At 64.4% G+C, this 12,823-nt stretch carries 10 protein-coding genes; 6 read left to right on the top strand and 4 right to left on the bottom strand.

The window, feature by feature from the left end:
* The first annotated feature begins 368 nt into the window (after window positions 1-368).
* Together JWR89_RS07475 and JWR89_RS07470 are read left to right on the top strand one after the other, a co-directional pair.
* Entirely contained in the window at window positions 369-2,060 is a 1,692-nt protein-coding gene (locus tag JWR89_RS07475; RefSeq protein WP_299713793.1) for a thiamine pyrophosphate-dependent enzyme, read from the top strand.
* Between the two features lie 393 nt (window positions 2,061-2,453).
* Window positions 2,454-3,794: an amidase gene (locus JWR89_RS07470; RefSeq protein ID WP_299713790.1), complete on the top strand. Its 1,341-nt coding sequence runs from the start codon at window positions 2,454-2,456 to the stop codon at window positions 3,792-3,794.
* A 152-nt stretch (window positions 3,795-3,946) separates the two neighbouring features.
* Here the strand turns inward: JWR89_RS07470 and JWR89_RS07465 are convergent, their stop codons facing one another.
* A complete protein-coding gene (locus tag JWR89_RS07465) occupies window positions 3,947-4,486 on the bottom strand; it encodes a cupin domain-containing protein (RefSeq protein WP_299713787.1) in 540 nt (179 codons plus the stop codon).
* 151 nt (window positions 4,487-4,637) lie between these two features.
* Between JWR89_RS07465 and JWR89_RS07460 the strand changes: the two genes are divergently transcribed.
* On the top strand, window positions 4,638-4,853 hold the full coding sequence (locus tag JWR89_RS07460) for a CsbD family protein (protein ID WP_299713784.1): 216 nt from the start codon (window positions 4,638-4,640) through the stop codon (window positions 4,851-4,853).
* 198 nt (window positions 4,854-5,051) lie between these two features.
* Here the strand turns inward: JWR89_RS07460 and ggt are convergent, their stop codons facing one another.
* The gene (gene ggt / locus JWR89_RS07455; RefSeq protein WP_299713781.1) at window positions 5,052-6,638 is read right to left on the bottom strand and encodes a gamma-glutamyltransferase; all 1,587 of its coding nucleotides are present in this window, start codon (window positions 6,636-6,638) and stop codon (window positions 5,052-5,054) included.
* 178 nt (window positions 6,639-6,816) lie between these two features.
* Between ggt and JWR89_RS07450 the strand changes: the two genes are divergently transcribed.
* On the top strand, window positions 6,817-7,617 hold the full coding sequence (locus tag JWR89_RS07450) for a rhodanese-related sulfurtransferase (protein ID WP_299713778.1): 801 nt from the start codon (window positions 6,817-6,819) through the stop codon (window positions 7,615-7,617).
* Window positions 7,610-7,825, top strand: a complete 216-nt coding sequence (locus JWR89_RS07445) for a SlyX family protein (protein ID WP_299713775.1) — start codon at window positions 7,610-7,612, stop codon at window positions 7,823-7,825. Before JWR89_RS07450 ends, JWR89_RS07445 begins: the two co-directional genes overlap by 8 nt.
* A 215-nt stretch (window positions 7,826-8,040) precedes the next feature.
* Here the strand turns inward: JWR89_RS07445 and JWR89_RS07440 are convergent, their stop codons facing one another.
* On the bottom strand, window positions 8,041-9,570 hold the full coding sequence (locus tag JWR89_RS07440) for a class I adenylate-forming enzyme family protein (protein WP_299713773.1): 1,530 nt from the start codon (window positions 9,568-9,570) through the stop codon (window positions 8,041-8,043).
* Window positions 9,571-9,850: 280 nt separating this feature from the next.
* Complete coding sequence (locus JWR89_RS07435) at window positions 9,851-10,456, bottom strand: nuclear transport factor 2 family protein (RefSeq protein ID WP_299713771.1); 606 nt, start codon at window positions 10,454-10,456, stop codon at window positions 9,851-9,853.
* A gap of 83 nt (window positions 10,457-10,539) precedes the next feature.
* Here JWR89_RS07435 and JWR89_RS07430 point away from each other — a divergent pair, with 83 nt between their 5' ends.
* Window positions 10,540-12,648: a S9 family peptidase gene (locus JWR89_RS07430; RefSeq protein WP_299713769.1), complete on the top strand. Its 2,109-nt coding sequence runs from the start codon at window positions 10,540-10,542 to the stop codon at window positions 12,646-12,648.
* The last annotated feature ends 175 nt before the right edge of the window (window positions 12,649-12,823 follow it).

The following is a 12,823-nucleotide window of genomic DNA, read 5'->3' as shown; positions in this document are numbered from 1 at the left end:
GCAAGGCGGGGTCGATCAGCGAAGGATAGGCCTGATCGCCATGCAGCAACACCCGGGGACGCGAACGGTTTCGTGATTGCGGATTAGGGCATTTTTTCTTTGAGTGACCCGTGCACCCACAGCCGTCATTGCGAGGAGCCCTTGCGACGAAGCAATCCAGTTCTTCCTTCGCTTGTGGCTCTGGATTGCCGCGTCGCTTCGCTCCTCGCAATGACGGGGAGGGTGAATCGAGTAATCTCAAAGAAAAAGTGCTCTAATTCCACCATCACGAAACCGTACTTTCGTTCAAGCGTTGCTGCCCTGCGATCAGTCACCTTTTATGATCGCGCCCAAGCAGCAGCCCGCCTTTCAGCCATTCGGAGCTCCCCATGTCGAAAACCGTCGCCGATGAACTCGTCCATGTGCTTGAACAGATCGGCGTCCAGCAGATTTTCGGGCTGATCGCCGACTCGCTCAATCCGCTGGCGGATTCGGTGCGGCGCAGCTCCATCGAATGGGTCGGCGTGCGCCATGAGGAAGGCGCCGCCCTCGCCGCCGCCGGGCAGGCCAAACTGACCGGCAAGCTCGGCGTCTGCGCCGGCTCCACCGGCCCCGGCAGCACGCATCTGGTCGCCGGCCTCTATGAGGCCGCGCGCGACCACGCGCCGGTGCTGGCGCTATCAGGCGAAATGGCGCGGGCGATGAAGGGCACCGACTTCTTCCAGACCACCGAGCCGGACCTGCTGTTTCGCGACGTCGCGCTCTACACCCAGACCATCGCCACGGCGGCGCAGGCGCCCGGCGTCGTGCATGCGGCGATTGCGGCTGCCTATGCAGGACCGGGCGTCGCCCATCTGACACTGCCGGTGGACGTGCTGTCGTCGAAGGCCGAGGGCGCGACCGCGAGTCTGGCGACGCTGATCCCGCGCGGCGAGATCCTGCCGAACGACGCCGCCGTGCAGGACGCCGCGCGCCGCATCGACGCCGCCGGCAGCGTGGTCATCATGTGCGGCCACGGCGCGGTCGGCACCGCCGAACTGCTGCGAGCCCTGAGCGACAAGCTCAAGGCGCCTTTGGTACATTCGGTGCGCGGCAAGGAGATCATGGCGTTCGACGATCCCAGATGGATGGGCGGGCTCGGCATGATCGGCACCAAGGCGGTCTACAACGCCGTGCACGAATGCGACCTGTTGATCATGGTCGGCACCGACTATCCCTATTCGAATTTCCTGCCGCCGAAGGGCCACGTCATCCAGATCGACGAGCGCGCCATGGTGCTGGGACGGCGCACGCCGACCGAACTCGGCATCATCGGTTCGGCGCGTCCGACGCTGAAACTGTTGCTCGACAAGGTGCAGGCCAAGACCGATGGGAAATTCTTCGAGAAGACAAGCCACGCGCGCAAGAAGTGGGACGAGATGCTCGACAAGCAGGCCGACCCTGCCCGCAGCAAGGACAAGATCCATCCCCAGGCGGTGGCGCGCATCGCCGGCGACCTCGCCAGACCGGATGCGATCTTTGTGCTCGATACCGGATTGAACACGCTGTGGTCGGGCAATTTTATCCGGCAGAACGGCACGCAGCTCATCACCGGCTCGTTCAACAACGCGGCGGTCGGCACGGCGCTCGGCCAGGGTAACGGCATTCAGGCGCTCGATCGCAAGCGGCAGGTGATCGTGCTGACCGGCGACGGCGGCTTCAACATGCTGATGGGTGAGTTCATGACATCGGTGCATCACAAGCTGCCGATCAAGGTCATCGTTTACAACAATTCGGCGCTCGGCCTGATCACGCTGGAAGCCGAAAGCGTCGGCCTGGCGCCGTTCCGCGAGGCGATCGAATTCCCCAATCCGGATTTCGCCGCGCTCGCGCGCGCCTGCGGCGCGCAGGGGTTCACCGCGAAACAGCCCGGCGATCTGCGAAAGGCGATCGCCGACGCGCTGGCCTGCGAGGGCCCCGCCATCGTCGATTGCGTGGTGGCCGCCGACGAGGTGCCGAACCTGCCGCATATCGAGGCCAGCATGGTCGGCAACTATGCGCTGGCGAAAATCAAGGAAGCGGTGATGAGCGTGACGGGGTAGCTCTGTCATTGCGAGGTCAGGGAAAGCCAATTGGCTTTCCCCTTAGCGAAGCGACGCGGCAATCCAGAAAGCGGCAAGCGTCGAAAGAACTGGATTGCTTCGTCGCAAGGGCTCCTCGCAATGACGGCGGATGGCTCGAACCTCCTATTTTGCGATTTTCGCGTTTCCGCACCGCTCTTTCAGGTCTTGCGGCAAGATCAAGGCGGGACACCCGTCGAGGCGTCGAAAGTTGTGTAGTTTCAATGACTCGCGCAACGTCGACGAAGCGTGGCGTCTTGCGGCGAATCTGTGGCACGAAGGCACCGGGATTCCCGGATCTGCGAAGCGGCATAAGAATCGCATCGGGTCCGGGAAACGAGATTCCGTTTGGCACGCATTTCAGGACACCCCTTCATGACCGACTTGACCACCCATGACGCTGCCTCCGGCGCCGGCGTTCTCGAACTGCTGCGCCTTTTCGAGAGCAACAGCGACGCCGCCGATCGCTACGCCGCAGCGCAGCTCGATCAAGCCAAGGCCATCGAGCCCGTCCTGAAGGCCTTCGAGGTCCTCCCGACCGACACCTCGCGAAAACCGGGCCCGCTGTCCGGCATCCCCGTCGGCATCAAGGACATCATCGCCACCGCCGACATGGTTACCACCAACGGCTCGCTTATCTACAGCGATCACGTGCCCGCTGCCGACGCCTGGGTGGTCGAGCGTCTGCGCAATCTGGGTGCCACCCTTTTCGGCAAGACGGTCTCCACCGAATTCGCCTGGCGGCATCCCGGTCCCACCACCAATCCATGGAATTCGAAACACACGCCCGGCGGCTCGTCGTCCGGCTCCGCCGCGGCGGTCGCTGCCGGCATCTTGCCGCTGGCGCTGGGCACCCAGACGCTGGGCTCGGTCGTGCGTCCCGCGGCGTTCAACGGCGTGGTCGGCTTCAAGCCGAGCTTTGGCGCGATCCCGCGCAGCGGCGTGCACCCGCTCAGCCCATCGCTCGACCATGTCGGTTTCTTTGCCCGCCGCGTCGATGACGTGGCTTACGCGCTGTCACTGCTGATGGGCAGCAGCGATAGCGATCGGCATGGCCAGCCGGTGCCGGCATTCGAAGTGTCCGTCGCGCATGGCCTGTCACCGCTGGCAGCGCCGCGGCTCGCGGTGGTGCGGTTCTCCAAGTGGGAGAAGGCGGAGGCCGAGCAGCAGAATCTGTTCGACGCCTCAATCGCCAGATTACGCGATGCCGGCGCGATCGTGGAAGAACTGGAGCTGCCCGAACTCGATCGCGTCAACTGGAACACCATCAACACCATCCTCGAATCCGAAGGCGCGGCGATCTTTGCCGATCTCGTGGCACGCTATCCGGATCGCACGAGCGACAAGCTGAAAGGCCTGGTCGAGACCGGCCGGACGCACAGCGCCACCGCCTATCTCGAAGCGAAAGCGTTGCAGGAAAAGCTGCGCACAGATTTCACCGCCCAGATGGCAAATTTCGACGCGGTGCTGACGCTGCCGGCGTTCGGCGAAGCGCCGGGAGGTCTGCACTACACCGGCGATGCCGAATACTGCGCGCCGTGGACGCTGCTCGGCGTGCCCGCACTGTCGCTGCCGGCCGGCTTCGGCCGAAACCATTTGCCGCTCGGTCTGCAGGTGGTCGGCGCCTATCGCCAGGATTTGCGCATGCTGCGCGTCGCGAAATGGATCGAGACGACGCTGGCGTTTTCGCCGGGATTGCCGGTGGTGAAGGGCTAGAGTCTCCGTCCCCGCCCGGTCATTGCGAGGAGCGAAGCGACGCGGCAATCCAGAAGTCACGAACTCGGCAAGAACTGGATTGCTTCGTCGCAAGGGCTCCTCGCAATGACAGCTGAGAGACCTTGGCCATCGCAATGACCGTAGCGCGAAGCTTACCTCGACACCGCGCCATCGGGATGCGTCGGGTCCACCCACAGCACGGTCTCCGGCTTTTCCACCGGAGCGATGTCGAGGTTGATCGCGACCGCTTCGCCGTCGCTGCGCACCAGCACGCATTCCAGCACTTCGTCGGCGCTGGCATTGATTTCCTGGTGCGGCACGTAAGGCGGCACGAAAATGAAATCGCCGGGACCGGCTTCCGCGGTGAACTGCAGGCGTTCGCCCCAGCGCATCCGCGCTCGGCCCTTCACCACATAGATGACGCTTTCGAGGTGGCCGTGATGATGCGCGCCGGTCTTGGCGTCCGGCTTGATCGACACCGTGCCGGCCCACAATTTCTGCGCGCCCACGCGGGCGAAATTGATCGCGGCGGCGCGGTCCATGCCCTTGGTCGAAGGCACGTTGGTATCCAGATTGTCGGCGGGAATGACGCGAATGCCGTCATGCTTCCAGCGATCGGCGTCATCGTGGCCGTGGCTGTGCGCGTGATCGTGGGAATGATCGTGCGGATGGTCGTGGTCGTGTCCGGACATCGCAATGCTTTCTGAGTTCCGTAACAGATGCGGCAGCGGCTGCGGCATCGCGTCCCGGAGAGCGAGGAACATTCAATTGAGCTGGCGATTGTCTCGGCGAAGCTCAACCGGGGCATGGAACCGATCCATCCCCATACAACAGGAGTATCCCATGGGTGCCACCTCAGACAAGATCAAGGGCGCAGCGAACGAAGCCATCGGCAAGGCCAAGCAGGGTGTCGGCGAAGCCGTCGGTTCCGAGAAACTGCAGGGCGAAGGCCTGGTCCAGGAAGGCAAGGGTCACGCCCAGCAGGCGGTTGGCGATGCCAAGCAGGCCGCCAAGGATGCTGTCGACAAGGCCGCCAACTTCGCCCACAAGAAGCTCTGATTCAATTTGGTTTGAATGCGAAAGACCGGCCGAATGGCCGGTCTTTTTGCGTTGAGGATCTAGCCCGGATGAAGTGGGCGCGCGCAGCGCGGTGACGCAATCCGGGGTCGGCGCTTTATCCGATACGCCGGGCCCCGGATTGCGATTCGCCCTCGCTCTTCGAGCGATGGCTCCGCTCCATCCGGGCTACGCGCTCACTCAATAGCCCAGCGCGCAACCATCCTTGCGGGGTTCGGAGCCGCCGGTCAGCGTGCCCTTGTCCCAGTCGATCACGATCGCCTGCGCGCCGCCGAACGGGGGGACACAGGTCGCGGTCTTGTGGCCAATCTTGGCGAGCCCCTCGACGATAGCAGCCGGCACGCCGTCTTCCAGCGTGTAGACGCCCTCATAATGCAGGCCGCGCGGCTGGTCGATCGCTTCCTGCACGTCCATGCCGTAATCGAGCATGTTGGTCAGCACGCGGGATTGCCCGACCGGCTGGTATTGGCCGCCCATCACGGCAAACGACATCCTGGCGCGACCGTTCTGGGTGGTCAGCGACGGGATGATGGTGTGCAGCGGGCGCTTGCCCGGCGCGATGCAATTGGGATGGCCGGGCTGCACCCGGAAACCAGCGCCGCGGTTCTGCATCAGCACGCCGGTCTTTTCCGAAACCACGGCCGATCCGAACGAATGCGCTACCGAATTGATGAACGAGCAGACGTTGCGGTCCTTATCGACCACGGTGATGTAGACCGTCTCGGGATTGATCGGTGGCCGCACGTCCGGCAGCTCGACCAGGGCGTCCATGCGGATCTTGGCGGCCCATTCGGCGGCGAACGGCTTCGACAGGATGCGCTCGACGTCGATGCCGACATAAGCGGGATCGCCGATGTCCTGCTCGCGCATCAGGTAGGCGATGCGCGCGGCCTCGGCTTCGAGATGGAAGCGCTCGATGCTCATGGCCGGGTATTTGGTGAGATCGAAATGCGACAGGATGTTCAGCATCAGCAGCATGGTGATGCCCGGGCCGTTCGGCGGGCACTGCCAGACGTCATAGCCCTTGTAGTTGGTGGTGAGCGGCGTGGTGCGCTCGGTGGTGTGGGCGGCGAAATCTTCCATGGTGTGCAGGCCGCCATTGCTGCGCAGCGTCTGCACCATGTCTTCGGCGACATAGCCCTTGTAGAATCCGGCCGGACCTTCCTTGGCGATGGTGCGCAAGGTCTTGCCCAGTTCCGGCTGGTGCATCACGTCGCCGGCGACCGGCGCCTCGTTGTTCTTCAGCAGGTAGCGCGGCGCGTTGATGCCGGCGCGCACCTTGGCCAGATTGTTCTTCCAGTCGAACGCGATACGCGGCGCGACGACGTAGCCCTCTTCCGCGGCCTTGATGGCGGGCTGCAGCAACGTGTCGAGGCCAAACTTGCCGTGATCGCCGAGGATCGTCGCCCACGCATCGATCGAACCGGGCACCGTCACCGAATGCGGCCCGGTGGCCGGGATCGAATTCATCTTGTGCTCGAGATACCACTCCACCGTCGCGGCCTGCGGCGCGCGGCCGGAGCCGTTATAGGAATGCACCTTGCCTTCGCCCTTGGGCTGGATCAGCGCGAAGCAATCGCCGCCGATGCCGGTGGACTGCGGCTCGATCACGCCCTGCAGCGCGCAGGCGGCCACGGCGGCGTCGGCGGCGGTGCCGCCCGCCTTCAGCACTTCGATGGCCGTCAACGTCGCCAGCGGATGCGATGAGGCCGCCATGCCGTTCTGGGAATGGACCGTCGAACGGCCGGCGAGATGGAAATTCCTCATGCCAAAGTGCTCACTTCTGTCGCTGATTTAAGGGTGATGCTGGGCCGCGAAGGCTGCGATTTCTTGGCATATTGCACGCCACAGGGCAATGCTCGGGGCCGCGCGGCCCTGCCGGAGCGCTGCATAGCTCCCGTTTCCCGCCCTTTCCCCCTGCCGGCCCTGCTGGTAAACCCCCGCCATGCCACTGAAGGTCGCCGCCTTTTACCAGTTCGCCGCGTTGCCGGATTTTGCCGAGCTGCGCGAACCGTTGCGCGCGCGGTGTGCCGAGCTCGGGCTGAAGGGCAGCGTGTTGCTCGCCCATGAAGGCATCAACGGCACGCTGGCCGGCACCGATGAGGGCATCGACGCGCTGATCGGCGAATTGCGCGACGGAGCCCTGTTCGGCGGACGGCTCGACCATCTCGAGTTGAAATGCTCGACCGCCGCAACGATGCCGTTCCTGCATCTCAAGATTCGTCTGAAGAAGGAGATCGTCACCCTCGGCGATCCCGCGACCGATCCCAATCAGCAGGTCGGCACCTACATCGATCCCGCCGACTGGAATGCGCTGATCGCCGATGACGACATCGTGGTGATCGACACCCGCAATGCCTTCGAGGTGGCGATGGGCACGTTCGAGGGCGCGGTTGATCCGGGAATTCGCAGCTTCGGCCAGTTCAAGGATTTCGTCTCCGAGAAGCTCGATCCGGCGAAGCACACCAGGATCGCGATGTTCTGCACTGGCGGCATCCGCTGCGAGAAGGCCAGCTCCTACCTGCTGTCACGCGGCTTTGCCGATGTGTACCATCTCAGGGGTGGCATTCTAAAATATCTCGAAGAGATACCGGAAGCCGACAGCCGCTGGCGCGGCGAGTGTTTCGTGTTCGACGGCCGCATCGCGCTGGGCCACGGCCTGATCGAGAGCGCGTCAATCGATCCCGCGCTGCCGATCAACTCCGAGGACTTCGAAGCGCAGAAGGAATCGGCCGGCGATGACTGACATCACAACGCTCAGCGAGCGCATCGACGCGCTGGAGACCCGCCTGACCTATCAGGATCTCACCATCGAGACCCTGAACGCCACCATCACCGCGCAGTGGCAGCAGATCGATCGCCTGACACGCCAGGTCGCCACACTCGGCGAACGCCTGCAGGAAGCCGAGAGCAATAGCGGCGGCATCAGCAACGAACCGCCGCCGCATTATTGAGAGGGCGCAAGCGCCTGCGGAATCCCTCCCCGGAGCGCAGCGAAGCTGCGCGAGGTGGGGAGGGTCGGTCGAACGACGACGATGCGTTAGCATCGGAGGAAGTGGAGGCCGGGGTGGGGGCGCCCCACGCGCTGTAAGCCGTGCTGCGCCACCCCCGCCCGATCGGCCTGCGGCCGGCCACCCTCCCCGCGCTTCGCGGGGGAGGGAAAGCCCAACTACCCCGCCGCCAACCTTAGGTCCCGCAATTCGCGCTTCAGCACCTTGCCAATGGCGCTGCGCGGCAGGGTTTCCACGAACACGATCTCGGCGACGCGCTGGAATTTTCCGACCCGCTCGTTGATCCATCCCTTGAGCGCCGCGGCATCCACCGACGCGCTCGGCTTGCGCACCACGAATCCCACCGGCGTCTCGCCCCATTCCTCCGACGGCATGGCGACGACAGCGACTTCCAGCACGTCGTCATGGCCGAGCAGAACCGCCTCGAGATCGCTGGGATAGATGTTGAAGCCGCCGGAGATGATCATGTCCTTCTTGCGGTCCATCAGCGTCAGGAAGCCGTCCTCGTCGAAACGACCGACATCGCCGGTGCGGACGAAGCGCTTGCCGGTGGCGTCGTGCCAGAACGTCTCGGCCGTCTTCCCGGCCTGGTTGAGGTAGCCCTGCATGATTACCGGCGAGTGGCCGAAAATCTCGCCGATCTCGCCTGGCGCGACCTCCTTGCCGTCCTCGTCAAGCAGCCGGATTTCATGATCGGGCGCGGGCTTTCCGACGGTGTGCAGCTTGTCGGGATGCTCGTGCGCCAGCAGGTGGCAGGTGCCGCCGCCTTCGGTCATGCCATAATATTCGGTGAGGCCGCCGGGCCAGCGCTTCAAAATATCGGCCTTCAAGACGGCGGCGAACGGCGCCGAGGTCGAGAACTTCATGACGAAGGACGACAGGTCAAAACTGTCGAAATCCGGCACGGCCATGATGCGGCGATATTGCACCGGCACCAGCATCGCGTGGGTGGCGCGGTGCTTCGCGCTCAGTTCGAGAAATCCGCGGGCGTCGAACTTCTTCATCAAGACGACAGTGCCGCCGCCCGCGAAGGTCGGGTTGAACGCCACCAGCGTGGTGTTGGAATACAGCGGCGTCGACAGGATCGTGACCGCAGCGGGCCCATAGCCGAGCGGGTCGAGCTGGCCGTACTGCCGCCAGCGCATGCCGTGGGTATGCACGATGCCCTTCGGCGTGCCGGTGGTGCCGGAGGAATAGATGATGTTGAAGATCCATTCTGGATCGATGGCGACCGGCGTCGGCTTCGTGCCCGGCGCGCCGGCCCAGGCGCTGAACGGCCGGCCGAAGTCGCTGTCGTCGAGCGACACACGAAGCATCGCGCCCGACGTCGCGGCATCACCCATGGCCGCGGCAGCCGACGCATCCATGAACAGAATCTTCGGCGCGCAGTCCTTCAGCATTGCCGCGAAATCGGCCGGCGTCGATGACGGCGCCAAGGGTGCCACCGCGACGCCGGCGCGCAACGCACCGAGGAACGTCGCGGCATATTCGACAGAGCTGTAGGCGCAGATCGAAATGACATCCCGCGGCTTCAGGCCATCGGCCTGCAAACCGGCGGCGACGCGATCGATCAGCGCATCGAACTCGGCATAGCTAAGAGATTGCCGGTCATCGACAATGGCGGTGTGCGATGGCCTCGCGATCGCGGTGTTGCGCACCAGCGCGTCGAGGGTGATGAAGTCGGGCATGTGGTTTCTCCCTTGTTTTTTGTTGTTGTAGCACCGGCGCCGGAAAAGTCCCTCCCCCCAAGCAGCGTAGCTGCGCAGGTGGGGAGGGTCGGCCGAACGAGGCGATGCGCAGCATTGCCGAAGCGGAGGCCGGGGTGGGGGGCGCCACAAACGCTGTAGAGCTTGTGGCGCCCCCCACCCGACCGGTTGTTCGCTGCGCTCTCAACCGGCCACCCTCCCCACCACGCGAAGCTTCGCTTCGCGCGGGGGAGGGAAAAGAAGCGGCGCGCCGCGTCGCGCCCTACCGGTCCAGCTTCTCGCCGTTCAACCATTTCGCGCCGCTGGCATACAGCGCTTCCACGGCGTCGCCGCGCAGGCCGGGCATGTCGGGCTTGATCTGGTAGCCGATCTGGCTTTGCAGGTAAGCGAGGTGGCGGTACCCTTCCGGGAAACTCGCCAGCAGGTCGGCATCGAGCTTCAGCTCGGCATTGGGCACCACCGTGTCGATGCGGTCCTTCTCGTAGATCGGCTGCCGCAACACCAAGCCCCATCGGCCATCGCGCTTTTCCAGAAAATCATAAAACCGCCCGGTCAGCATCACATCGACGTTGACGCCGTGCACCAGCGCACGTTGCGCGATGGTCATCTTGGTCTGCGACACCGCGCGGGTGCCTCTCAGATCGATCGATTGCCCGCCGAGGAAATGCATGATCGAGACGCCCTTGGCCCAGCCGGCCTTGCTCATGGCGATGAATTCGTCGGCCGACCCTTGCGTCCAGGTCGCCATCATGCGGCCATCGTCGAACCAGACGGTGCGGAAGCGCTCCCAGTCGCCGGCGTCATGCCACACCACCCAGTTTTCAACGAGATCGCGGATGGCAAGGCGGTCGATAATCTCTATATCCATGGAATATCCATATTGCGGAGCGGTACGGCCGTCTGTGGCGCCTCCAGCAATAGTCCGATCGTTTCCTTCCGAGAAGAGCATTCATGACAAAGCAGGCTTCCCCGATCGCCGCGCCGGTGGCGCCACGCCATCCGCACAGCTTCACCACCCATGGCGTCACGGTGACGGACGACTACGCCTGGCTGAAGGATGCGAAATGGCAGGAGGTGCTGCGCGACCCCTCGGTTCTCGATCCGGAGATACGCCGCTACCTCGAGGCCGAGAACGCCTATAGCGACAGCCTGCTCGGCGGCACGTCGGCTTTGCAAAAAAAGCTGGTGGCGGAGATGCGCGGTCGCATCAAGGAAGATGATTCCAGCGTGCCCGCCAAGGACGGCCCGTGGTCGTATTTGCGCAAATTCCGCGAGGGCGGGCAGCACGAGATGTTCGGCCGCGCGCCGCGCGATGGCGGCGATGCTGCCATCATTCTCGACGGCGACAAGCTTGCCGCCGACCACAAATACTTCAAGTTCGGCGGCGCCCGGCATTCGCCGGACCATGCGCTGCAAGCCTGGAGCGCGGACGTCAAGGGCTCTGAATACTTCTCGATCCGGGTGCGCGACTGGGCCACGGGCAAAGACAGCGCCGACCTGGTCGAGGAGACCGACGGTGGCGTGGTCTGGACGCTGGACTCCCAAGCGTTCTTCTACGTCAAGCTCGACGATAACCATCGCCCGATGCAGGTCTGGCTGCACAAGCTTGGCAACGCGCAGGCCGACGACGTACTGGTCTACGAAGAGCAGGATGCCGGCTGGTTCACCCACATCCATGAAAGCGCCAGCGGCCGGTTCTGCGTGATCGCCGGCGGCGACCACGAGACCTCCGAGCAGCAACTGATCGATCTCGCGCATCCGGAGTTGCCGCCTGTTCTCGTCGCCGCCCGCGAAGATGGCGTGCAGTATTCGCTGGCGGACCGCGGCGACGACCTGTTCATCCTGACCAATGCCGACGGCGCCATCGACTTCAAGCTGGTCACCGCGCCGCTCGCCGCGCCGGCGCGCGCCAACTGGCGCGACCTGATCCCGCATCGCGAGGGCATTTACCTGATCGACATGGATCTCACCGCCGGTCATCTGGTGCGGCTGGAGCGCGCCAATGCGCTGCCGTCGATCATTATTCGCGACCTCGCGACATCGGAAGAGCATGCCATTGCGTTCGACGAAGCCGCCTATTCGCTCGACACCATGGGCGGCTACGAATTCGATACCACCAATCTGCGCTTTGCCTATTCGTCGATGACCACGCCGTCGGAGGTCTATGACTACGACATGGCCACGCGCGAGCGCGTGCTGCGCAAGCGGCAGGAAATTCCCTCCGGCCACAATCCTGCCGATTACGTCACCACGCGCATCATGGCGAAGGCCGACGACGGCGCCGAGGTGCCGGTGTCGATTCTGCATCGCAGGGATCTGGTGCGCGACGGCGCCGCGCCGCTGTTGCTCTATGGCTACGGCTCCTACGGCATGGCGATGCCGGCGTCGTTCTCGGCCAACCGGCTGTCGCTGGTCGATCGCGGCTTCGTCTACGCCATCGCCCATATCCGCGGTGGCGCCGACAAGGGCTGGGGCTGGTATCTCGACGGCAAGCGCGACAAGAAGACCAACAGTTTTGACGACTTCGCCGCTTCGGCGCGGGCCCTGATCGCGGCGAACTACTCCAGCGAGCAGCGCATCGTCGGCCATGGCGGCAGCGCCGGCGGCATGTTGATGGGTGCGGTCGCGAACCGCGCCGGCGATCTGTTCGCCGGCATCGTCGCCGAAGTGCCGTTCGTCGATGTGCTCAATACCATGCTCGACGACACCCTGCCGCTGACGCCGCCGGAATGGCCGGAATGGGGCAACCCGATCGAGAGCGCGGAGGATTTCAAGACCATTTTGTCGTACTCGCCCTATGACAATGTGAGCGCACAGGAATACCCGGCGATCCTCGCGATGGGCGGGCTGACCGACCCGCGCGTCACCTATTGGGAGCCGGCGAAATGGATCGCGCGGCTGCGCGCCACCATGACCGGCGGCGGCCCGGTGCTGCTGCGCACCAACATGGGCGCCGGCCACGGCGGCGCCTCCGGGCGCTTCAACCGGCTGGACGAGATCGCGATCGCCTATGCATTCGCGTTGTGGGCGGTGGGGATGTCGGAGGAAGACGAGGCCTGACGCAGACGTTCCCCGGACGCGATGCGATACGAAGTATCGCTTCGAAGAGCCGGGGCCCCGGTTCTACAACAAAGCAACCGGGATCCCGGTTCTGCGGAGCGGCATAAGGAAGCCGCACCGCGCCCGGGAAACCGGGCTAGGCTCACAATTTTACCTCCCTACCCCGCCGCTTACA

This window comes from Tardiphaga sp. (genome assembly GCF_028290785.1).
Classification (GTDB): Bacteria; Pseudomonadota; Alphaproteobacteria; order Rhizobiales; family Xanthobacteraceae; genus Tardiphaga.
The sequence above is the reverse complement of the archived record's forward strand: the minus strand, read 5'-3'. Positions and strand labels throughout refer to the sequence as shown.